Origin of the sequence: Pseudoalteromonas sp. CST2, from assembly GCF_028599385.1 — a bacterium.
Classification (GTDB): Bacteria; Pseudomonadota; Gammaproteobacteria; order Enterobacterales; family Alteromonadaceae; genus Pseudoalteromonas; species Pseudoalteromonas atlantica.
On the sequence record NZ_JAQREO010000001.1, the window covers coordinates 158,184 to 180,395 of the forward strand.

At 42.1% G+C, this 22,212-nt stretch carries 20 protein-coding genes; 12 read left to right on the plus strand and 8 right to left on the minus strand.

The genetic code is table 11. The features are described 5' to 3' along the window. Positions 1–23 precede the first annotated feature (23 nt). Positions 24–923, plus strand: coding sequence for a Dyp-type peroxidase (locus tag PSH41_RS00715; RefSeq protein ID WP_004587917.1), 900 nt, complete (start codon positions 24–26; stop codon positions 921–923). On the opposite strand, the gene argR is transcribed toward PSH41_RS00715, so the two are convergent. Next, positions 920–1,387: a transcriptional regulator ArgR gene (argR, locus tag PSH41_RS00720; protein WP_004587918.1), complete on the minus strand. Its 468-nt coding sequence runs from the start codon at positions 1,385–1,387 to the stop codon at positions 920–922. The genes PSH41_RS00715 and argR overlap by 4 nt on opposite strands. A gap of 225 nt (positions 1,388–1,612) precedes the next feature. Between argR and mdh the strand changes: the two genes are divergently transcribed. Further along, a complete protein-coding gene (gene mdh / locus PSH41_RS00725) occupies positions 1,613–2,545 on the plus strand; it encodes a malate dehydrogenase (RefSeq protein ID WP_004587919.1) in 933 nt (310 codons plus the stop codon). A gap of 94 nt (positions 2,546–2,639) precedes the next feature. Here the strand turns inward: mdh and ispB are convergent, their stop codons facing one another. Then, positions 2,640–3,611, minus strand: coding sequence for an octaprenyl diphosphate synthase (gene ispB, locus PSH41_RS00730; RefSeq protein ID WP_054982281.1), 972 nt, complete (start codon positions 3,609–3,611; stop codon positions 2,640–2,642). A gap of 421 nt (positions 3,612–4,032) precedes the next feature. Here ispB and rplU point away from each other — a divergent pair, with 421 nt between their 5' ends. From rplU to PSH41_RS00765, 7 genes are all read left to right on the plus strand, one after another. Continuing rightward, positions 4,033–4,344, plus strand: a complete 312-nt coding sequence (rplU, locus tag PSH41_RS00735) for a 50S ribosomal protein L21 (protein WP_004587921.1) — start codon at positions 4,033–4,035, stop codon at positions 4,342–4,344. Positions 4,345–4,360: 16 nt separating this feature from the next. Further along, positions 4,361–4,618: a 50S ribosomal protein L27 gene (gene rpmA, locus PSH41_RS00740; RefSeq protein ID WP_004587922.1), complete on the plus strand. Its 258-nt coding sequence runs from the start codon at positions 4,361–4,363 to the stop codon at positions 4,616–4,618. A 136-nt stretch (positions 4,619–4,754) separates the two neighbouring features. Next, positions 4,755–5,906 carry an Obg family GTPase CgtA gene (gene cgtA, locus PSH41_RS00745; RefSeq protein ID WP_004587923.1) on the plus strand — a complete coding sequence of 384 codons (1,152 nt, stop codon included), beginning with the start codon at positions 4,755–4,757 and terminating at the stop codon, positions 5,904–5,906. 72 nt (positions 5,907–5,978) lie between these two features. Continuing rightward, positions 5,979–6,470, plus strand: coding sequence for a type 3 dihydrofolate reductase (folA, locus tag PSH41_RS00750; RefSeq protein ID WP_273588614.1), 492 nt, complete (start codon positions 5,979–5,981; stop codon positions 6,468–6,470). Between the two features lie 78 nt (positions 6,471–6,548). Continuing rightward, positions 6,549–6,926, plus strand: a complete 378-nt coding sequence (locus PSH41_RS00755) for a DUF3718 domain-containing protein (protein ID WP_004587925.1) — start codon at positions 6,549–6,551, stop codon at positions 6,924–6,926. A gap of 324 nt (positions 6,927–7,250) precedes the next feature. Then, entirely contained in the window at positions 7,251–9,176 is a 1,926-nt protein-coding gene (locus PSH41_RS00760) for a methyl-accepting chemotaxis protein (protein WP_055252696.1), read from the plus strand. Between the two features lie 70 nt (positions 9,177–9,246). Beyond that, the gene (locus tag PSH41_RS00765) at positions 9,247–9,720 is read left to right on the plus strand and encodes a peroxiredoxin (RefSeq protein ID WP_029773342.1); all 474 of its coding nucleotides are present in this window, start codon (positions 9,247–9,249) and stop codon (positions 9,718–9,720) included. Between the two features lie 45 nt (positions 9,721–9,765). On the opposite strand, the gene PSH41_RS00770 is transcribed toward PSH41_RS00765, so the two are convergent. Next, positions 9,766–11,892: a S8 family peptidase gene (locus PSH41_RS00770; RefSeq protein WP_273588615.1), complete on the minus strand. Its 2,127-nt coding sequence runs from the start codon at positions 11,890–11,892 to the stop codon at positions 9,766–9,768. A 329-nt stretch (positions 11,893–12,221) separates the two neighbouring features. On the opposite strand from PSH41_RS00770, the gene PSH41_RS00775 reads away from it, so the two are divergent. Further along, positions 12,222–13,406 (plus strand): NAD(P)/FAD-dependent oxidoreductase, encoded by a 1,185-nt coding sequence (locus PSH41_RS00775; RefSeq protein WP_029774315.1) that lies wholly within the window; start codon positions 12,222–12,224, stop codon positions 13,404–13,406. Between the two features lie 77 nt (positions 13,407–13,483). Then, a complete protein-coding gene (locus PSH41_RS00780; protein ID WP_235576550.1) occupies positions 13,484–14,395 on the plus strand; it encodes a tetratricopeptide repeat protein in 912 nt (303 codons plus the stop codon). On the opposite strand, the gene PSH41_RS00785 is transcribed toward PSH41_RS00780, so the two are convergent. Further along, positions 14,392–15,498 (minus strand): DUF917 domain-containing protein, encoded by a 1,107-nt coding sequence (locus tag PSH41_RS00785; protein ID WP_256851404.1) that lies wholly within the window; start codon positions 15,496–15,498, stop codon positions 14,392–14,394. The genes PSH41_RS00780 and PSH41_RS00785 overlap by 4 nt on opposite strands. A gap of 114 nt (positions 15,499–15,612) precedes the next feature. Beyond that, entirely contained in the window at positions 15,613–17,757 is a 2,145-nt protein-coding gene (locus tag PSH41_RS00790; RefSeq protein WP_273588616.1) for a TonB-dependent receptor, read from the minus strand. Positions 17,758–17,953: 196 nt separating this feature from the next. Between PSH41_RS00790 and PSH41_RS00795 the strand changes: the two genes are divergently transcribed. Continuing rightward, the gene (locus PSH41_RS00795; RefSeq protein WP_024031376.1) at positions 17,954–18,472 is read left to right on the plus strand and encodes an Lrp/AsnC family transcriptional regulator; all 519 of its coding nucleotides are present in this window, start codon (positions 17,954–17,956) and stop codon (positions 18,470–18,472) included. Between the two features lie 55 nt (positions 18,473–18,527). Here the strand turns inward: PSH41_RS00795 and PSH41_RS00800 are convergent, their stop codons facing one another. From PSH41_RS00800 to PSH41_RS00810, 3 genes are all read right to left on the minus strand, one after another. Then, positions 18,528–19,802 (minus strand): purine-cytosine permease family protein, encoded by a 1,275-nt coding sequence (locus PSH41_RS00800; protein WP_273588617.1) that lies wholly within the window; start codon positions 19,800–19,802, stop codon positions 18,528–18,530. 236 nt (positions 19,803–20,038) lie between these two features. Beyond that, entirely contained in the window at positions 20,039–21,238 is a 1,200-nt protein-coding gene (locus tag PSH41_RS00805; RefSeq protein WP_273588618.1) for an AGE family epimerase/isomerase, read from the minus strand. After that, positions 21,235–22,212 carry a carbohydrate kinase family protein gene (locus tag PSH41_RS00810; RefSeq protein ID WP_096740192.1) on the minus strand — a complete coding sequence of 326 codons (978 nt, stop codon included), beginning with the start codon at positions 22,210–22,212 and terminating at the stop codon, positions 21,235–21,237. The genes PSH41_RS00805 and PSH41_RS00810 overlap by 4 nt, the downstream gene beginning before the upstream one ends.

Below are 22,212 nucleotides of genomic sequence, written 5' to 3' on the forward strand. Positions count from 1 at the left end.
TTTTATAAAGCTAAGGAATAACAATGGCGCAAGCGCAATCTGGGATTTGTGCTGAAGCAAACTTACACGGTTTGCATTTATTTTTTAATGTATTTGATGGTCAAGACGAGTCATTGCGCGCAAAGCTTAAGCGCGTAAGCGCAATTGAAGAAGAGTTTAGTGATCAGTTTTCCGAAGCCATGCTCTCTTGCATGGTGGCTATAGGCGCGCAATATTGGCCGCATATACTACCTGAATATATCCCAAGCGAGCTGCAAAGCTTTCCTAATATAAATCACAGTGATTTTGTTATGCGCGTACAGCCATGTGATTTATTCATACAAATTCGCTCAGACCGAGAAGATGTTAATCACCTTTTTGCATTGCAAATATTAAAGTTGTTTTCGCCCGATGTAGAGCTGGTTGAACAAATTCGCAATTTTAGGTTTTTAGATGGGCGAGACTTTAACGGCTTTATTTATGCAGGCGACACCCCACATGGACGCCAAAAACGAATCACGGCACTGGTTAATAACCCCGACAGCTTTGAACACCAAGGCAGCTATATTCATGTACAGCGTTATAAGCATGACCTGAGCGTATGGCAGCATTTATCACTAAGCGAGCAAGAGCATATTATGGGGCGTACACGTTTAGATAACACCTTAATTGAGCCTAAGGTAGATACGAGCCACGCGACTAGAAGTGAGCTAAAAGATGAAAGCGGCCAAGCAATACTGCTTAACCAAAGCATGCCGTATGGCGATGTTTACGAGCAAGGCATGCTAAGTATTACATGCTCTGCATCGGGAAGTGCGTTTGAAAAGGTACTTAACAGCCGCATAGGAAAAGGGGAGTGTTACGACCACTGGCTTGATTTTACTCAAGCCGATATGGGCTCAGCGTTTTTTGCGCCGTCAGTTAGTTTTTTAAAACAGCTTTAAACCGTATCAAATAAAATGCGTACGCGCTCTAGTGTAATGTCTATTTCAGATATTTTTGCTGGTGCAATAAAAATAGTGTCATCTCCGGCAATTGTGCCCAATACACCATCCGCTTTGCCTAGTGAGTCTAATAAGCGGGCAATTAACTGCGCAGCGCCTGGGCTGGTGGTTATAATAATCATCATTTCGTTATGCATAATATCAATAACAAGCTGACGTAGTGGGCTTTTAGCAGTCGGTACGCCCATTTCTGCGGGTAGGCAATAAACCATTTCTTGTTTAGCATTACGAGTACGCACAGCGCCAAACTTGCTAAGCATGCGTGACACTTTACTTTGGCTTATATTGTCAAAGCCTTGCTCTTTTAATGCTTCGACTATTTCGCCTTGCGAGCCAAAGTTCTCTTCTTTTAAAAGTGCTTTAAACGCTTTTACCAGCGCTTCTTGTTTGTCTTGTGGTTGCATAGTCTTTATTCATTTTTGTTATTTATAATGCAAATTCTACACAAAAATGAATAATTATGCAGCAGTTGTTTAGTTAACTTGCCAGTTTGCTGCGATAAACCAACAAAGTTTACAACTATGGTCGAAAATATACCTGAAATAAGCAGGATAAATTTGTTTTTAGTCGCTAATTTCATTATCTTAAGAGCCACAAATATTTCCTACCTCAAATTACGGAGAATTCCAATGAAAGTTGCTGTATTAGGTGCTGCAGGCGGTATCGGTCAAGCGTTGTCTTTATTATTAAAAACAGGCTTACCAGCTGGTTCTGAATTATCACTTTACGATGTTGCACCAGTTGTACCAGGTGTTGCGGTTGACCTATCTCACATCCCTACAGATGTTAAAGTGGCAGGTTTTGGCGCAGACGATTTAAATAAAGCGCTTGAAGGGTGTGATATCGTACTTATCCCAGCGGGTATGCCACGTAAACCAGGTATGGATCGTGCGGATTTATTTAACGTAAACGCAGGTATCATCAAAACATTAGCAGAAGGCATTGTAGCTAGCTGTCCTAAAGCGTTAGTGGGTGTTATCACTAACCCAGTAAACGGCACTGTGCCAATTGTTGCTGAAGTATTCAAAAAAGCAGGTACTTACGACGCTAAGCGCGTATTTGGTATCACTACGCTTGACGTAATTCGTTCAGAAGCATTTGTTGCTGAGCTTAAAGGCGTAGACGTAGCAACCGTTAAAGTACCAGTAATTGGTGGCCACTCTGGCACAACCATTCTACCTCTACTTTCTCAAGTTGAAGGCGTAAGCTTCACTGAAGAAGAAGTAGCTACACTTACTCCACGTATCCAAAATGCAGGTACTGAAGTAGTAAATGCTAAAGCGGGCGGTGGTTCAGCTACATTATCTATGGGTGCTGCTGCAGCACGTTTTTGTATGTCTTTAGTTAAAGGCCTACAAGGTGAAGACGTAGTAGATTACGCATACGTTGCTGTTGAAAATGGCGATGCAGAGTACTTTGCTCACCCAGTACGTTTAGGCACAAACGGCGTAGAAGAAATTCTTTCTTACGGCGAGCTAAGCGCATTTGAAGAAAAAGCTAAAAACGACATGCTTGAAACTCTGAAAAAAGACATCAAAGAAGGTGTTGATTTCATGGCGTAATAGCCAAGTTATGCACAAAAAAGCCTGCTTATGCAGGCTTTTTTATTGCTCGAAAATTATGGCCCTTAAATACTGATTAAGGGAGGCTGCAAAGTTAGTGATCTCGCTCTACAGCTATACGCGCTAAGCTGATTAACGCTTGCTTGTACTGCGACTCTGCTAAAAAGTCTAAACAGGCAATGGCCTTGTCTGCTTCTTGCTGCGCCTTTTGCATTGTAAATTCAAGTGCGTTGGTTTGTTTAAGTGCCGTTAAAATAGCCTCAAGGTTATCCATACCATTGCAATGCTCAATGGCATCACGAATAAGGGCTCTTTGCTGATCACTGCCGTGCTTCATCGCATATATTAGCGGCAAGGTTGGCTTACCTTCTGCTAAATCATCACCAATATTTTTACCTAATTGGTCAGCGTCTGCGTTGTAATCAAGTACGTCATCAACTAACTGAAAAGCAGTACCTAAATGCATACCATATAAATTAAGCGCATCTAACACACTGTTATCTTGCTCGGTAATAATAGCTGCAAGCCCTGTAGCGGCTTCAAATAATTTAGCCGTTTTAGAGTAAATAACCTGCATGTAACTTGCTTCGGTGGTATTAGGGTCGTTGCAATTCATAAGTTGCAATACTTCACCCTCAGCAATCACGTTGGTGGCATCAGCAAGCACTTGCATAATTTGCATTTTGCCCAGCCCCACCATAAGTTGAAACGAGCGGGTGTAAATAAAATCCCCAACCAGCACGCTGGCAGCATTACCAAATTCGGCATTTGCAGTCGGTGTACCACGGCGCAGGTTAGATTCATCAACAACATCATCATGTAATAGTGTTGCAGTATGAATAAATTCAACAATCGTTGCCAAAGTAATGTGATCTTTACCTTGGTAACCCAAAGCTCTTGCTGCCAATATTGCCAGCATCGGGCGTACGCGTTTGCCGCCGCTGTTAACGATGTACAAACCAAGTTGATTGACTAACGCCACATCTGAGCGCATTTGCGCGTGTATAAGTTGATTGACGTCATTCATATCGCTTTCGATTAACGCCTGGATAGCTTTTATATCCATTGATCTCCGAGCCAATTTTTATGTGTGAACGGCGCCGATTGTACAACAAAAAAAGCACTAGCTCGATATTTTGTGACGATTCATTAAAAAAACCGAGTTAAAAACCTTAATTAGCGCTTAATTAGGGTATTTAATTGTATATTTCACACTCAAAGCGCGACTATTTATTGCGCAGTCAATGGGTTCTGGAGTAGGCATAGCGACACGTAAATTTATTTTGTCTTTGCACTAAAAAGCGCTTGGCAACAGGGCAATTTAATATAAAATGGGGGAAATATTGAATTGCTCTCAATGCAGCTACTTTTTATTCATTTTAATTACAAAATAGGCTTGCTAGTTTTTATGCATTAGCGTAAACTTCGCGCCCTATCGAAGAATATTTTAGTTGCGTCGATTTGAGGGCGCACAGACGGAGTTAATTATGTACGCGGTTTTCCAAAGTGGTGGTAAACAGCATCGTGTGACTGAAGGTCAAACGATTCGTCTTGAAAAATTAGACGTTGAAACTGGTGCAGCAGTTGAATTTGATTCAGTACTTTTAGTTGCTGATGGTGAGAAAATCGAGATCGGTGTACCGTTCGTAAACGGTGGTAAAGTAACAGCTGAGGTTGTTTCACATGGTCGCGGTGAGAAGATTAAGGTTGTTAAATTTAGACGCCGTAAGCATTCTCGTAAGCAAATGGGCCATCGTCAATGGTTCACTGAAGTTAAAATCACTGGCATTAGCGCTTAATTAGAGGTACTTAGAAATGGCACATAAAAAAGCAGCTGGTAGTACTCGTAACGGTCGCGATTCAGAAAGCAAACGCCTAGGTGTTAAGCGTTTTGGTGGCGAATCAGTTCTAGCGGGTAGCATCATTGTTCGTCAACGTGGTACTCGTTTCCACGCTGGCGCAAACGTAGGTATCGGTAAAGACCACACTATCTTCGCAAAAGCAGATGGTAAAGTTCAATTTGAACAAAAAGGTCCTTTAAACCGTAAATACGTAACTATCGTAGCTGAGTAATCAGTAAGGTAGTAAAAAACCCCGCCTTTGCGGGGTTTTTTGTTTTCAGAAACGTCAAATATATACCCAAGCCTGCATTTACGTTGGCTTGGGTATATAATAGTTAAATTAAAGCCAATCCCTAAAGTGAGTAATCATGAAGTTTGTAGATGAAGTAGAAATTCGCGCAGAAGCTGGTGACGGCGGCAGCGGTGTCGTGTCTTTCCGTCGAGAAAAATATGTACCAGACGGTGGCCCAGACGGCGGTGACGGTGGAGACGGTGGTAGTGTTTATCTACAAGCTGATGAAAACTTAAATACCCTAATTGATTACCAGTTTGAGCGTTTTCACCGTGCAGAGCGTGGTACTAATGGTCAAAGCCGTAACTGTACAGGTAAAAAGGGCGAAGACTTGGTAGTAAAAGTACCTGTGGGTACACGTATTACCGACGTTGACACTCAAGAGGCGTTAGGCGATTTAACGCAGCATGGTCAAAAAATTGTGGTTGCAAAAGGTGGTTTCCATGGCTTGGGGAATGCACGTTTTAAATCAAGTACTAACCGTGCCCCACGTCAAAAAACGTTAGGTACTCCAGGTGAAGTTCGTAACCTTAAATTAGAGCTTATGCTACTTGCCGATGTAGGCCTATTAGGGTTGCCAAATGCAGGTAAATCAACGTTTATTCGCAGTGTATCGGCAGCAAAGCCAAAAGTAGCTGATTACCCGTTTACCACGCTAATTCCTAATTTAGGGGTGGTACGCCCAGAGGCTAACAAATCGTTTGTAATAGCCGATATTCCGGGTTTAATTGAAGGTGCCTCAGACGGTGCAGGCCTAGGTATTCGCTTTTTGAAGCATTTAGAGCGTTGTCGTGTATTGTTACACGTGATTGATGTTATGCCTGTTGATGGTTCAAACCCTGTTGATAATGCATTTGCCATTATTAACGAGTTACACCAATACAGCCCTAAGCTTGCTGAAAAGCCACGCTGGTTAGTGTTTAATAAAATAGACCTCTTGCCAGAAGATGAAGCGCAAGCTTTGTGTGAGCAAATTGCGCAAGAGCTAGGTGAAGAAGAAAACGTTTACCGTATTTCAGCAGTCAATAAGCTTAATACTCAGCCATTAATTCACGATATTATGGCATTACTTGATAGCATGCCTAAAGAGAAGTTCGTTGAGATTGAAGACGAAGAAGTTGAGTTCAAGTGGGATACTTATCATCAAAAAGCAACCAAAGGCGATGATGATGATTGGGACGACTGGGATGAAGACGACTACGATGTAGAAGTCGTCTACGAGCGTTAATAAAAAACATATTTTAAAAAGGAGCATAAGCTCCTTTTTTATTTTTTAAGAATAAAGTACTAGGTATTTGATGTGATAATTTCAATGATCGCCGCAATGGCAAACAACCGTGTAATTGGTCTTGATAATAAAATGCCGTGGCATTTACCCGCCGATCTACAGCATTTTAAAAAGGTAACAACAGGCAAACCTGTCGTTATGGGGCGTAAAACATTTGAATCGATAGGTCGTCCTTTACCTGGGCGTCGCAACATAATTATTACCCGTAATAGCCAGTATAGCGCTCAAGGTATTGAGACGGTCAGCACCCCAGAGGCTGCGCTAGAGCTGGTTAAAGCCGAAGAAGAGGTGATGATAATTGGCGGTGGTAATATTTATCAGCAGTTTTTACCAAGTGCCGATCGTTTATATTTAACCTTTATAGATTTAGAGGTTGAAGGGGATACGCAGTTTCCAGATTACCAAGCGGTAGCAACGTGGGAAAGCGTCGACGAACAGGCAAATAAACCCGACGAAAAGAATCAATATAGTTATAAATTCGTAACTTTATATAAAAAAGATTAACATTATTGCGAAACTTACAGCAGGTTGGTACAATATTAGACAATCAACATAGGTAAAAAGTACCATAAAGGGTGTTTCATGTTTAAATTGTCAAAGCTAATTGTTATTACAGCCGTTGCTGCTGGTTCGTTAATGTATACCGTGCCTGCTAAAGCCAATGATCAATTAGCAGTATCTATTTGTGAATATATCGCAGCTGATGATAAAAACCGTTTACGTAGTAAACTAAAAAGCTCACGTGTAAAAATTCGCAATATTTACGATGCTATTCAATGTAATGGTAATAATTTACTTCGCCATGCTGTAGTTAGTAACGCTGTTGACTCGGGCGAGTACATAGTTAAAAACTTATCAAAAAGCGCACTGTCTGATGGCGCTGATATAGCATGGGCCGAAGGCAATGGCCACGGTGGCTCACCGTTAATTGCTGTAATTAAAGACCGTGCTGGCCTTTAATTAACACAATAAAATAAAAACCGCGCGAGTCGCGGTTTTTTTGTGCCTGGCGTTAGCTAATACGCAGCGCTTTAGTAATGGTGATAGCTGTATTAAGCCTATTTTAATTTGCACACCCAAGTGATGAAACTCTCACCTTGTAATTAACCTGCGTTTCTTATCTTTAATAGCATATAAATTAAGTCGGTTGGTTTAATAAAGGCGCTGTATTCGCTAAGCCTTTACTCGTATATTTGAGGCAAATATACGTGTTTTCTCTGAGTTACATAAAATTGTCATAAATAGTTAATAGTCTACGCGCTTAAACAATAGGGGTTGTTATTTATGCGCGTATCATCTTTTACTCGGCTGTTAGCCATACTGTTAACATTGGCAAGTATTTTATTAGCCATCACATTATTTTGGGCAAGCCAAACTTTACTTAAGCTTGAGCAACAAGACAGCGCATACAGTAAATTAAAAAACACGATTTTAGTGGATTTAGCCGGTGACTTAGGCAGTTATCTAGAACAAGGTGATAGCCAATACTTAAATCAATCATCAGCCCTAATTGAGCAAGTAAAAACGCAGCAACTCGCAGTACTCCCCTCGGTACTTGCCGAGCAATTAAATGATCAGCTCAGCACGTTAGATACTGATATTAAAGGTAAGTACAGAGCGCTGGGTAAATTATCGGGCAACGAAACGGCGTTACTTGATAATGCAATTCGCCAAATGGCCGGCTCAGCCTCGTCACTGATTGGTTATGCAAAAAAATCCCCTAATCAAAATAGCGATGCGCAAGCTTATTACACACTTGGCGCTGATTACTATAACGAGGTGACCAACCTTGCCTTATTTACTTATCAACTAATCGTAAGTTACGACAGCAATACTGAACAAAGTTTGCAGCAAAGTATTGCTAATTTAAATGCGTTAGCAGCCAAAATAGAGCAACTCCCTAATTTAGGTGTTATGAGCGAAGTTGACGAAGATGCTTTATTTTTTGACGAAGAAGCTGAAGATTTGGCCGATGAAATAAAATCTGAAATTACCAGCTGGCCTAACCGCTACCCCCGTGATTTAGCCAGTACTTTAGCGCAAGCTCAGCAACGTGAAGCCGGCACCAATGAATTGCGTGAGCAAATTAGCTTGCTCTCTAAAACCGTTATCAATGCAGAGCAGCAACTAAAACACGCACAAGGGGCGCTTAAAGAAAACGTATTTTGGGTATTTTGCTTTGCTATTGGCGCTTTGGTGATGCTAGCCGCGGGTGTTTATATTGTGCAGCGTAACCAAGTGCTCAACCCATTAAGGCAACTCAGAGACGGGTTTGCCTTTTTAATTGAAAGTAACGAGCTGAAAAACATTGAAAGTAAGAACCCAAAAACAGAGGTTGGCGAAATAGCCAGTTACTTTAATTTATTAATTGAGCGACAGCGCAAAGAGGCACAAGAGCGTGCCCAAATGCTAAAAGTGGTAAATGATTTTATGCAGCAAATGAGTGAGCATTTGCAAACTATTAGCCAAAAAGCGTCTACAAGTCATGGGCAAGTGGAGCAAAACCAACATTTGCTTGCTGATATTCAACAAATTGGCGAGCAGGTAAATAATATTAATGCCCAAGTGGCTGATAACGCCCAACACACTTTTAGTGCAATGGAGCAAAGTTTAGGCTTTGCACAAAGCATGCTAAGTGCCAGTTCAGATACGCAAACACGGGTTGAGCAAAGTATGCAAAACCTACAAGAGCTGCTTGCGGGGGTTGAAGGCGTTGGGCAAATTATTGAAGTGATCCGCAATATTGCCGATCAAACAAACTTATTAGCGTTAAATGCAGCAATTGAATCAGCACGTGCTGGCGAGCATGGCCGAGGCTTTGCTGTTGTAGCTGATGAAGTACGCCAGCTTGCCCGCCAAACTCAAGGCTCATTGAGCGATATTAATGAGCAGCTTACACTGCTGAGCGAAAAGTCGGGCACAGTATCTACACAAATTGCGGCCTTAGCAGATGGCGCGCAGTCGCAAACACAAAACGCGCAAGAGCTAAAAGTAAACTCAGAGGGCGTGGCCGATAACGCTCAGCAGGCCAACAAAGTGGCATTTGAGGCCATGGAGCTGGCTAAACAGCAAAGTAATTTGCTAGATAACTTTAGCCAGTCAATGCAAAGTATGAAAGGCCAAGTAAGCGAATCAAGCTTACTTGTTGACGATATTCATAGCCAGTTACAACAGCAAATGCAAACCATAAAAGTAAACCTTGGCTTGTAAATACCTGCTAACACGAAGGTAATTAGCGTTATACTGTAGGCTCATTAATCAAATGCTTTAAGGATTTATCATGATTGAACAAGGTCAAACGTTACCCGCAGTTACATTAACGCAGCTAACAGACGAAGGCATGCAAACTCACACTAACGCTGAGCTTTTTAATGGTAAAAAGGTTGTGCTTTTTGCTGTACCGGGTGCATTTACGCCTACCTGTTCAAATGCGCATTTACCTGAATTTATAACCCTTAGTGATAAAATTAAAGCAAAAGGTATTGCGGCAATTTACTGTGTATCGGTTAACGATGCTTTTGTAATGAAAGCGTGGGGAGAATCTCAAAATGCCCAACAAATCGATATGTTAGCAGATGGCGATGGCAGTTTTACTAAAGCGTTAGGGCTTGATAAAGACACCGGCAGTTTTGGTGGAACACGCTCTACTCGCTATGCAATGGTAGTCGACGATAATGTAGTAACAGGACTGTTTGTTGAAAAAGACAAAGAGTTTTCAGTAAGTCGTGCTGAATCTGTGTTAGAAAAACTATAATCGCATTATTAAAGCCCTAAGTGCATGCACTTAGGGCCTTTTTAATTATGGCTGGTATTGGCCACTTAATGTTAAACCCGAAAAAGTTCTGTAAGCGTTAACGCTTAAATGCCACGTACCCGCTTGCGGATTGCTAAACGTACATGTTTCTGCGTTGCCGTTTTTATAAGGACGACAATCGTAGCTAGATGCAGTAGGTTGGCTGCCAAACTTAACAAATAAGTCGGCATCACCTGTACCACCTGAGGTGGTGACTGTAAATGTGCTCATTCCTGCTGGCACATCTAAAGTGTAGTGCTTCCAGTTACCTGTTGTAGCCGTTACATCGCTGACCGTGCCGCCACCGGCTTCTGGTGTAGTTGAACCGCCACCTGTAGAACCACCTGTAATATTACCCACTAAACTAACGCCTGAATAAGCCGAGTAGCCACGAAGCATTACATGGTATGTACCAGCGGTTGGGTTATCAATAGAACACTCCTCGCTATTACCGCCTTTGTACGGACGACAATCGTAGCTTGAGGTAGTTGGTTGGCTGCCTGCGCGTACGTATAAATCTGCATCGCCGCTACCGCCACTCATTGTGAATGTAACATTCGTTGCACCACTTGGCACAGTCATCGTGTAATACGCTTGTGAACTTGCAGCGCCGCTTAAGCCTGTTTTAGCTTCGCCATCTGTCAGTTCGCTATCGCCACCGGTAGGAGGTGTTGTACCGCCACTTGCTGCGGCTACAGCGGCTGCTGCATCAACAATACCTGTACCACAACTTGTACACGTTGCTGGGAATGAGCGGGTGGTCGATTTTAAAATGCTTTCTATTTCATCTGGGGTAGCATTTGGTTTAGCTTGCTTTATCAGGGCTGCAACACCGGCAACATGAGGCGCCGCCATTGATGTACCTTGAGAGAACGCATAGTTATCGCTTGAAGGTGTAGACGAGCCTGAATTATAGGTTGATAAAACGCCTTCAGAGTCGTTTGCAAAGCTTTGTGCGCCGCCCGGCGCTGCAACATCAATATTGCTACCATAGTTTGAATAATATGCTCGTCCGCCGTTACGTCCAACAGAGGCAACATTAACAACGCCACTACAGTTACCTGGGTTATAGTTTGCTGAGTTATCGTTATCATTACCGGCAGCAATAACCACGACTGCACCGTTGCTGCGTGCCGTGTTAATTGCGTTTTGTGTGGTAGAGCTACACGAGCCGCTGCCACCTAAGCTCATGTTAATTACATCAGCAGGGTTTGAGTTGGCAGGAATGCCCGATACACTTCCGCCAGATGCCCAAATAATGCCGTCAGCAATGTCTGACGTTAAACCACCACACTTACCAAGTACACGTACAGGCACAACTTTAGCGCCATAAGCCACACCGGCAACACCTTCACCGTTATTAGTAACAGCCGCAACCGTACCTGCTACGTGCGTACCGTGCCAGCTTGAGCCTTGTGCGCCGTTATTTCCACATTCGCCAGCAGCTACAGCATCGCCCGGATCGCGTGCGTCACTGTCGCGACCGCCGCCATCATTAGCTACCGATAGGTTAGAGATCATATCGTAACCCGGTAAAATGTTAGCATTTAAATCAACATGAGGGCGGTAGCCAGTATCAAGTACCGCAACCACTACGCCACTGCCTGTTGCAGTATCCCATGCGGTTGGTAAGTTTAGGCCGCCAGCTTGCTCATAGTAGTGCCATTGGTCGCCGTAACGAGGGTCGTTAGGCGTTGCAAATGGTTTTAACATTTGATCCACTTCAATGTATTCAACATTGCCAGAATCAATCATTTCTTGCATAAATTCTTGTGCTTCTGCAGCGCTCAGTTTTTTATCTGCGCGCATAACATGGTGGTTATTAAGCGCCATTGCACGGATGTACTTCGCTTTTACTTTACCTTTTTTAGAAGCGAAATTTTTTACAAAGCGTTGAGCACGCTTTTTCATATTTGCAGGGCTTGCGTCAGCAGACGAAATGCTTAGCATATCGTTCGCGCTATTTTTGTACTTAATAATAAACTGAGTTTCAAAACCCGATTGGCTTTGTAGTTTGGCTGTGGTTTCTGCCATAGAGGTAGACACATCTTGGGCAACACTTGCAGATGCTGCAAATACCGTACTAATAGTGAGCGCGATAGCGCAACGCTTAAATGATTTACTTGTTGTCATAATTATCCCTAGTTGTTATTAGTTAGTTCGTAATATTAAATTACGAAACAGAAACAAAGGTAAATGATCTGTTAATTTCTTTAAAATAATAATTGCTTATGTACCTATTTCTTTTAGTTATAACCTAGGTGTACGGTGCCTTTGTCGTTGTTTAGTATTTATCATATAAAACAAAAATAAGTATAAAGGATTGTTATTTTTACACTGTTTAGAAAAGCCCATGACTAGTCCCAGTTACATTTGTTGCTATAAATTTAATAATAAATTCTATTCAGAGTGTTTAAACAAACTTTGCTATAATCGGGCAAATTTTTGAGTAGGGCGAAGTAATGAATCAAGTAGATGTAATTGTGATTGGCGCAGGTGCAGCCGGATTAATGAGTGCAGCACAAGCAGGTTATCGCGGGCGTAGCGTTACAGTGCTTGATATGGGCAAAAAGCCTGGTCGAAAAATTTTAATAAGTGGTGGTGGGCGTTGTAATTTTACCAATGAAAATGCCAGTCCAGAAAACTACTTATGCAGTAACCCTCACTTTGTTAAATCGTGCTTAAGCCGCTATACCCAACACGATTTTATTGAGCTGGTGGACCGCCACGGCTTGGCATACCATCATAAAACCTTAGGCCAATTGTTTTGCGATAACAGCGCGCAAGATATAGTTGATATACTACTTACCGAATGCGAGTGGGCTGGTGTTAATATTAAATTGCGCAGCGAAGTGTTAAATGTGGCTAAAACCGATATTGGCTACCGTGTTACCACTGAGCAAGAAACACTTACTTGTGAATCGCTAGTTATCGCATCGGGCGGTTTAACAATGCCCAAGCTTGGCGCCACTCCTATAGGCTATAAAATTGCAGAGCAGTTTGGCTTAAACGTACTACCTACCATGGCGGCGCTTGTGCCATTTACTTTGCATCAACACGATAAAGAGCGCTTTGAAGGGCTTTCAGGAATTAGTATACCGTGCGAAGTGTCTAGCGAAGACGGCACTGTATTTAAAGAGAATATTTTGTTTACTCACCGAGGTTTATCGGGGCCTGCCATATTGCAAATAAGCTCATTTTGGCGAGCAGGGCAGGCAGTAAGCATAAACTTGCTCCCTGATCTCGATTTAAAACAGCAGCTGGCTGATTGGCGAGAAACACAAGCCCAAAAATCATTAAAAAACAGCCTTGCGACTATTTTACCCAAACGCTTTATAGACATACTGCACGACAGTAAAGCTATTCCAGATTGTAATATTAATCAGCTTACCCATGCTCAAATAGATGAGTTAGCAAGCTATATTCACGCATGGCAAATAAAACCTAATGGCACAGAGGGCTATCGTACCGCCGAGGTAACTTTGGGCGGCGTTGATACCGATGAGCTGAGCTCTAAAACCTTTGAAGCTAAAAAAGCCAAAGGCTTATATTTTATAGGCGAAGTAACCGATGTAACGGGCTGGCTTGGGGGCTACAACTTCCAGTATGCGTGGAGCTGTGGGTTTGCATGTGGGCAATATGCATAAGTATTTCAGCGTATTGTGATAGATGAGATAAAAATATTACACTCTTAATTAAGGTGATTTTAAAGAGTGTAATATTGGTGCGTATATTTTTGCTGTTAAGTATTGTCGCTACAAGTTTTAATGCATTAGCATCAGAAAACTACAGCGATCATGAAGCGTTTTGCTTGCAACAGCCCAAAACGCACTGTTTAACTTATATTGAAACGCGCCTTAATGAAGTCAAAGACAGCCCTGCACAGTGGTACAAAATAAAAACCTACCAATTTGATTACTACTACGACTACCAACAGTTCGAAAACTTACTCAACGCTATTACTCCTTTTTTAGAGCAAGATAAGCTGCCCGATGTATTTAAGCTACAAATGTATTTTTATTACGCGAAAGCACTTAACTATATTGGCAAAAAAGCAGAAGCTAAAACGTATGCCGCTAAAGCGTTTACCCAGTTAGACGGGATATATAATGCTTTTGGTGACCCTTTAAGATTAGTGGAGTTGGCTAACCTACACTATGTGTTTGGTAGTAAAAAAGCAGCGATGCGATTACTAAGAGATGCCGAGCAGCGCTTTGCAAAAAATAACGATCCTATTTTTCATTTAGAGCTGCACATTAACAAAGCGCATATTTACTTAAAGTGGCAGCAATACGAGCACGCAGTAAAAAGTAATTTAATGGCCTATAACGCCATAAAAAACACCAACCACGCTGCTAAAATAGTGCTTGCTAGCGGTAACTTAGCGTACAGTTATCAGCAAAATAAAGAGTATTTAGAAGCTATAAATTATTATAAAACCGCATTCAAATTTACTGAGCCCTCAAGCATTTACCATGCTATTTATAGCTTACGTTTAGCGCAGGTATATTTACAAATAGGTAAAAAGGTACAAGCGAAAGAATGGCTTAGTCGCATTGATAGAAACGCCACCGAGTTTGGTAAAGGCCATGCTGCATTGTATAGCAAGCTGCAGCACGCCCTTAGCAATAATTAATTTGCAATCGCTGCTTTATATGGGGTGTTAACGCCTGCGTAACGCGGGCCAAATATTTCTAAACCTTTAGGGCCTGTAAATTCCTTTGGCGCTGGTAAAATTACAACGGCTACTTTCATGCCTACCTCGTAATTAGGATTAGTAATGGGTGTGCCTGTTTGGCTGTTAATACAGCATATTAAATCAGGAATGGTTACGTGCACTTCGTCATTTAAAAACGCGGCCATGTTTTCGTTTTTAACCGTTATTTTGTAGTTGTTATTTACAAACTCGCCTAACCCTTTAAGTGTTACTTCGCCTAACGTAAACCCCTCTACGGTGTTAAATTCAAATGTGCTTACCTCGCCTTCAAAGGCAACAAAGCCGCCGCCGTGCTTGGCAATTATGTGTGCGGTGTTAGCGTGCTGCTCGTTGGCTTCACGCATTGCTTTACCAAGTTTAAGGGCTTTACTAATGGTGCCATGAATAACCGCGTTTTTCATTTGCTCAATAGGTAAAATATGATCAATGGCTGCTATGTCGTTACGGCTAATTTTAGCCAGTGCTCGCACGACTGTTTCGGCGCGTAAGTCGTCCATTACATTTTCGCAAATAAAGCACTCACCAAATTCATTCGCGGTAATAATGGGCGCTGCGGGTAAGTTATTTAAATAATAGGTTGAATGGGTGATCTCCGGTACTGCGCGCCCAGCGGGGTCGGCATCAATAATGTAGCCGTCAAACATTGCAGCTAAGTAAAACGATACTGCGGTGTTTGAGCCGCCAAGCTCACAACAAATAGTGCCATAAATAGCATCGTTACCTGTGTATTCAAGGGTGCGCTGGTAAGCAGCTAAAATAGCGTGCTTAGTGCTGCGGGGCAGGTTTGCATACGCGCGTTCTTCTTGTTCACTTAAAGCAGAAATAGCGCCTAACATGTAAGGCGTACAAACAAGCTCACCCGCGGGGACTTCATCGGCACTAATTAGTTTAAAGGTTTTACCCTGTGCGAGTGCTTCGTCAATATAGGCAATGCCTTCACTTAACTCACCGCCGCCGCCAGTGCCTAAAATGGCGCAGCCGTATAAAATATCAATAAGTTGGTCACGATTAAGAATTTGCATGTGTGTATCGCTATTGGTTAACTCATACCCATCCCCAAAATAGATCACTTAATTAAGCGGATTGGTATAAAAACAGCAGGCATTAAAAAAATACCTGCTGTAAAGGTGAAAAAATTAAAATTGGTAGCTGAGCTCTATACCGTAACTACGAGGCTTATTAGGTTGGCGCACTAGGTCTGTAACCCCATCGGCCAGTAGAAAAATATCTTCAATAGCGCGCTCATCCGTAAGGTTGTCTACGTAAACTTGAACGCTCCACTGCTCTGATTTGAGCCCTACACCGGCATTTAGGTAGGTATAACGCGACGACTCAACATCAGGAATATCAATACTGAATGTTTTAGGGCCTTCAATTAATAGCTCAGCGCGCGAGAACAATGACCACTCACCGTTTAGTGCTAAGTTATGATTTGCCGACAGCCCGTAGTTATACTCAGGCACCCAAAATTGTGGCCTGCCAGCCAGTTCGGGGCGCAGTGCAAAGCGTTTAATTTCTGAATCAACAATACCTGCACTGAGGTTAATACTTAAATTGCTGGTGGCAGCAAAGGCGGCTTCTAGCTCTAAGCCTTTGGTTTGTACTTCGTCAATAGAGAGATTTTCAAGGGTGAAGGTATCTATATTAAATTGGGTAAATTGCGCATCGTCTTGCTCAATAATAAACGCGGCGCCATTAAGGGTAACTTTGTTATTAAACAAAGCGGTTTTAAAGCCTATTTCGTAGCTGTCAGAAATTTCTTTATCAAAGGTGCGGCTAATACCGTCGGCCGGCTCGTTAAAGCCCCCACTTCTAAAACCACGCGAGTAGCCGGTGTAAAGCAGTAGGTCGTCATTCATTTGGTACGCCAAGGTAACTTTAGGTTGTAATTGGCTAAACGATTTTTTAGCGTAAGTGGCGTCTTTATTGGTTGGGTCGAACGACTCGCGAGTATCGTGATCGTAGCGCATCGCACCGGTAAGCTCTAACTGCTCGTTTATATCGTAGTTAAACTGCCCAGCAAGTGCCCATGCATCGCTGCTGTTATTATCGATAATTGAAAGGTAGGGCTCGTCGTTGGCAAAATCTGCACGCGTTAAAATTTCGGCATCGGTAAAATCATCGTAAAATAATACCGCAGTATCGCGGTCGCGCTGTTGATAAAACGCCGACACCGACCATCTAAAAATCTGATCCGACTGGGATATAAACCGCGACTCTAGCGTTAACGATTCAATATCGTATAACCCTTCAGTACCAAATGGGGCTCTAAAAAAGCCATCTTCGTCAATAAAGGTGGCATCGGCAGAGTAGTCGCCATCGTAAAAGTGCTCGTTTTCTGAATTGCTGTACGCGGTTACAAACTCAAATTTACCTAAATCGTAATGTTGGGTTAGCTTGGCGCTTAGCTCATACACATCACGCTCATCTTGGTTAATAATATTTTGTGAGGTATTAATTGAAAAGTCTTCAATGGTGTCATCGCTCACCCCTTGGTAGTAAGCAAACCCAGCTTCGCTTGAGGTGTATTTACCTTTAAGATTTATTGAGGTGTCTTCGCTTAGCTCAAACTCTAACTGAGAGAAAACCGATTGCTCTTTTAACGGGTCGGCGTAATCGCCTGTGTAGGTATTTTTAATCAGCCCGTCGGTATCTTTAATGTAACCACCGGCTCTAAAATAAGCGGTGTTTTCATCGTTAAGCGAACCCGATACAACCGCATTCAAATTATACGTGTTGCCATTACCTACAGAGCCTTTAATTTTACCTTCAAAGTCTTCAATAGGTTTTTTAGTTGTCACAATAACCGCACCACCAATGGCGCCGCGGCCATACAGTGCGCCTTGTGCACCACGCATAACTTCAATACGTTCAATATCAACTAGGTCTTGGTTTATAAACTCTAAATCGGGGGCGGTAACACCATCAACTACAAACGCTAATGGCGGATCGCCCACCTGCGGTGTAATTAAGCCACGAATAGTAATACGGGCAAGGCCGGGCCTAAAATTATCAAGCTGCGATAGGTTGGGAGTTAAATTAGCAACATCACGAAAGTTAGTAATACGTGAATTTTCGATTGTCTCGGCGCTAAATGCGGTAACAGAGTCGGGCACGTTTTGTATCGACTCAACACGCCCGCGCGATATCACCGAAATTTTTTCTATAGTGTCAGTTACTGTTTGTTGTTGTTCTTGCGCATGCACATAGTTTATGCACGACAGGGTAACTGCCGATGCTAATAGTGTTTTACGAAAGCGTATTTTGTTGTATCTGCTCATGTTCTATGTCCTAATGTGACTATCTTGGTGATGTTACTTAGTGATAAACATTGTCGCTTTTTCAGACAAAATAATATTTTGTAAACCCTTAATACAGCACACACAAATTGCTGAAAATAACGCTTAAGCGCGTAATTTTATGTATTTGTTGACCTTAAATTTACAAAATTAATTATTATTAAATGTGAAACCGGTTATGAAAAAAACGATAAAAATAGACAGGTATAATCAAAAAATACTGGCAATTCTGCACCTAACTGCCGATTTAACAAACGTTGAATTGGCCGAGCAAGTTAACTTGTCGCCCAGTGCATGTTTTCAGCGAGTAAAAGCATTAAAAGAGGCGGGATATTTTAGAACCTTTCATGCTGATATAAATTTAGAGCAAATTTGTGAGCACGTGTTTGCCTATATGGAATTTACCCTAGAGGACAATAACCTAGCAGCGCGGCGTAAGTTTTTAGCTGACATACACAACATTCCCGAAATAATGGATTGCATGCAATTAAGTGGTGATATTGATTATATTTCTTTTTGTTGTTTTGCCGATATTCAAGCGCTTAATGCAATGTGCGACAGGCTAACCGGCAGCTCACAGTATGCAATTAAAAAGCTGACTACACGCATAGTGCTTGAGCGCGCTAAGTTCTTTTTAGGCTACCCGCTGGAAAAACTTAAATGGCGAGACGAAATGAAAGTAGACGACGAAGAGTAGCTCCCTAATTTAGATTAATAAAAAGGCGCTTTATGCGCCTTTTTATTGTTTAAAGTTATTGCTGGATAACCGGTTTGGGCGCAATGGCTTTTGCAAACAGGGTATAAATAACGGCCGTTAATATAATGGCGTCAATCACGGTAATACCACTCATTGATACGTTAAATAAAGCGCCATTACACACCGCATATGCCGCGCCTACAAACCACGCGCTAAACGCGGGGAGAGAGAAGTTAGCGTTATTTACCAAAGCCGCTGCGTTATAAGCATGGGGTTTAATAAACAGTGCATCAACAATAATTACGCCCGCTACCGGTACAAAAATATCAGACAAAAACACTAAAAAGCTTATAAACATATCTAAAATATTTATAAAGGCTGCGCCAATTCCCACCAAACCTAATAACACAATAACCCACTTTTTATGCCAATGCGGGAAGGTAGCCTCCACGCTAAGTGCGGTACTGTAAAGGTTTAACGAATTTAAAATCCAGCTGCCTGCTATCACAATAAAAAACGCTGAAAACCCTAAATTAAGCGCAAGCATTAAGCTTAATATTTCGGTTTCTTGCATGGCGGCTGCGGCAAATACAGCCACAAAAATAACCAAAAGCTCAATAACCATATACGCAATAAATGAGGTGTACACGCCGCCACGTTTTTGCTTAGAAAAACGGGTTATGTCGGGCAATATTATTGCGCCAATAATAACGCCGCCAACAATGGCAGCTACACCATCTTCAAGAGAAAGCGCTGCTGATTTTTCTAAATTAATAAAATCAACCAGTGGCATACTATCGAGCGCGCCAAAAAGCATCATAGCGGTGACCGCAGCCAAAATAGGGATCATGATAGAGGCCAGCACATTAATGGCTTTAAACCCATACAGTGTGGTTATGAGCATGGCGCAACCTGCGACTATATCGATGGGCCATTCGGGCATAATAATATTAAATTCTGCACTGAGTAAGCGCACCACGGCATTAGAAAACAAATCAATATTTACGCCAAACCAGCCAATTAATGATAAAGCAAAGGCAATATTAACAATGCCCGCGCCAGCATTACCAAACGCTATTTTTACCAATAAATAAGAGCTTAAGCGGCTTTTTACACCTATGGTGCCCATAGCCCCACCAATAAGGGTTAATATAAGTGAGCCAATAACTAACGCCCACAGTGTATTACTCACACTTGAACTTTGATGTATTTCTAGGCCGGTGATAAAAGTGGGCAGCGAAAAGCTGAGCATAGCGGCTATGGCTGCAATGCGCGGCCAGGCAACAAGTTCGTTGCTATTAATAGTGTGGGGGTCGTTCCCGTTTGGCATTGCCTGTTTCTCTTTTTTATTATCTTTTATATTACTATACGCCGCTGGCGTGCAAAATTTTTTATTATTAGGTGTTTATTCAAAATATGAGGTTTAAAAAGTAGGGGGCGCACAAAATTATATTTTGTGGTGATTATTTTTAGGGTGTTAAAGGCGTAATCATTTAGGCAAAAAAAACCGCCAAAAAGGCGGTTTAAAGGTCTACACAACACAATTAAATGTTTTACCTTATTGGGTTATTTTAATAACGCCAACACATCAAAGCAGGCACCCATAGTATGGTAATCCGTTTTACCAATTGGGCTTTTCATGGTATCTATTTTTTTGTTATCTACGGTTAAAATTCTAAACCACGCACCGTATTGATGATCAACTAAGTGCTGCCACGAGTACTGCCAAATTTTGTCATACCACTGCTGGTATTTTTCATCTCCTGTGGTTTCATAAAGGTAGGCCGCACAGCACAGTGTTTCGGCTTGCACCCAAAAGTACTTGTCGTCATCGCATATGCTTTTATCTGGCGCAAAGCCGTAACAAATACCGCCATGTTGTCTATCCCACGCAACGTCTATTGAATTATCAAATAACGCTTGAGCGCGCTCTACAAGCCAAGTTTGTGGCTTATGCTTATTTAAAAACATTAATAGTTTTGACCACTCAGTTTGGTGACCTGGCTGAAAACCCCACGGGCGAAACAAATTTTTAGGATCGTCTTTGTTGTACTCTAAATCAACCTGCCAATTTATATCGTAGTGCTCCCAAATAAGCCCACCCATTAAATTAGCTTGGCGATTAACCATGTTATCAGCCAGTGTGAGCGCGCGATTTAAAAATAGCTCATCTTGAGTTGCTTCATAAGCGGCAATAAGTGCTTCGCACGTATGCATATTGGCGTTTTGCCCGCGATACGGATCGCACTTAGTAAAGTCACTGTTGTGCTGATCTTTATATAAACCCGCTTTTGCATCCCAAAAATGCGTTTCCATTGTTTGAAATGTATCGTTTAGGTATTCGCGCGCCTCTGTAACACCTACGCGGTATGCCCAGCTGTAGGCTAAAATCACGAACGCAAAGCCATAGCAGTGGTTGGTATCATCAAGTACAGTGGCGTTACCTTGCTCAACACTCAATAACCAATTGTAACCGCCTGTTTGCTCAACAAAGTGGTGCTTACGAATAAACTCAATACCCGATTTAACACGGTTTAGGTACTTTTCATCATTAAAGGTTTGGTACGCACGTGCATAGTTAAATACAAACCGAGTAGAGCTTACTAGGTGGCGAGTTTGCTTATCAAATACCTCACCATTATCCGAAAAGTTTTGGTAAAAACCGCCGTGTTCGTCGTCTATGTTTGGCTCGTAAAACGCCAGCGTATCGGCAATATGTTGTGTTAAAAATTCGCGGCTTTTAAAGTTATCAGGTGTGTGGCTCATAGTGCGCTCCTAAAATCGTTAAGCGATTTTTCGTTAGGAAGAGACGTAAATGCCCCTTTGTAAGATGCTGCATGAGCACCACATAACGAAGCAAATTCAAAAATAGTTGTTAGTGTTTCGGGGTTGTCGCAAAGCTTACTAAAAGAGCTAGGTGTGAGGTTTTGTAAGCCTAGTTGATACAGCAATCCACCTACAAACGCATCTCCTGCGGCGGTAGCATCAACCATAGTAACCTTTTTAGGGTGAAGCGTTTGCTTGGCATTTTTGGTATACCAATGCATCGGGTTGCCTGCATCGGTAACCACAAATAACTCACAGCCATTATTGAGAGTGTCGGCTATAAATACTTCACCCGTTTGCTCACCCGCTAAGTATTCAAGCTCTTCTTTAGAGGCCTTAATAATAGAGCAGTGCTTTAGTAAGGGTAAAATGTGTTCACGCGGGTTAGCATTACTAGGCCATAAGTTGAGGCGTAAGTTAATATCAAAACTGACAATTGAGTTATTTTGCTTGGCAAACTCAACGCCATACGCGGTGGTTTTACGTATGCGCTCATCGGTTAAGGTATTTGAGCAAATATGAAAAATATCGCATTGCTCAAACCATTCACTGCTAAAGTCACTATTAGTAAAGTGCAGATCGGCCGTGTTATCACGGTAAAACTCAAACGTACGGTCGCCGTCCTTATCAAGTGATACAAACGCAAGGGCGGTTTTTGCTTGGTCGGTAAAGCGCATAAAGTCGGTTTTTACGCCTTGCTCTTTTAAGGCGTTATGTAAAAAATCACCAAAGCTGTCGGTGCTTAGCATGCCAGCAAAGTAGGCGTTACCACCTAGCTTTGCAATAGCTACGCTTACGTTTGCAGGCGCACCGCCTGCAAACTTAGTAAACGCTTCGTGCTCGCTGTTGTTTTGGCTTAATTTATCAGAGAGTAAATCAACCAATACTTCACCAAAACATATTGTGTGTTTCAT

Bases quoted from the DNA above. Each gene is read 5' to 3' on its own strand.
- PSH41_RS00715 (WP_004587917.1), top strand. From the start codon at position 24: ATGGCGCAAGCGCAATCTGGGATTTGTGCTGAAGCAAACTTACACGGT.
- argR (WP_004587918.1), bottom strand. From the start codon at position 1,387: ATGCAACCACAAGACAAACAAGAAGCGCTGGTAAAAGCGTTTAAAGCA.
- mdh (WP_004587919.1), top strand. From the start codon at position 1,613: ATGAAAGTTGCTGTATTAGGTGCTGCAGGCGGTATCGGTCAAGCGTTG.
- ispB (WP_054982281.1), bottom strand. From the start codon at position 3,611: ATGGATATAAAAGCTATCCAGGCGTTAATCGAAAGCGATATGAATGAC.
- rplU (WP_004587921.1), top strand. From the start codon at position 4,033: ATGTACGCGGTTTTCCAAAGTGGTGGTAAACAGCATCGTGTGACTGAA.
- rpmA (WP_004587922.1), top strand. From the start codon at position 4,361: ATGGCACATAAAAAAGCAGCTGGTAGTACTCGTAACGGTCGCGATTCA.
- cgtA (WP_004587923.1), top strand. From the start codon at position 4,755: ATGAAGTTTGTAGATGAAGTAGAAATTCGCGCAGAAGCTGGTGACGGC.
- PSH41_RS00755 (WP_004587925.1), top strand. From the start codon at position 6,549: ATGTTTAAATTGTCAAAGCTAATTGTTATTACAGCCGTTGCTGCTGGT.
- PSH41_RS00760 (WP_055252696.1), top strand. From the start codon at position 7,251: ATGCGCGTATCATCTTTTACTCGGCTGTTAGCCATACTGTTAACATTG.
- PSH41_RS00765 (WP_029773342.1), top strand. From the start codon at position 9,247: ATGATTGAACAAGGTCAAACGTTACCCGCAGTTACATTAACGCAGCTA.
- PSH41_RS00770 (WP_273588615.1), bottom strand. From the start codon at position 11,892: ATGACAACAAGTAAATCATTTAAGCGTTGCGCTATCGCGCTCACTATT.
- PSH41_RS00775 (WP_029774315.1), top strand. From the start codon at position 12,222: ATGAATCAAGTAGATGTAATTGTGATTGGCGCAGGTGCAGCCGGATTA.
- PSH41_RS00785 (WP_256851404.1), bottom strand. From the start codon at position 15,498: ATGCAAATTCTTAATCGTGACCAACTTATTGATATTTTATACGGCTGC.
- PSH41_RS00790 (WP_273588616.1), bottom strand. From the start codon at position 17,757: ATGAGCAGATACAACAAAATACGCTTTCGTAAAACACTATTAGCATCG.
- PSH41_RS00795 (WP_024031376.1), top strand. From the start codon at position 17,954: ATGAAAAAAACGATAAAAATAGACAGGTATAATCAAAAAATACTGGCA.
- PSH41_RS00800 (WP_273588617.1), bottom strand. From the start codon at position 19,802: ATGCCAAACGGGAACGACCCCCACACTATTAATAGCAACGAACTTGTT.
- PSH41_RS00805 (WP_273588618.1), bottom strand. From the start codon at position 21,238: ATGAGCCACACACCTGATAACTTTAAAAGCCGCGAATTTTTAACACAA.
- PSH41_RS00810 (WP_096740192.1), bottom strand. From the start codon at position 22,212: ATGAAACACACAATATGTTTTGGTGAAGTATTGGTTGATTTACTCTCT.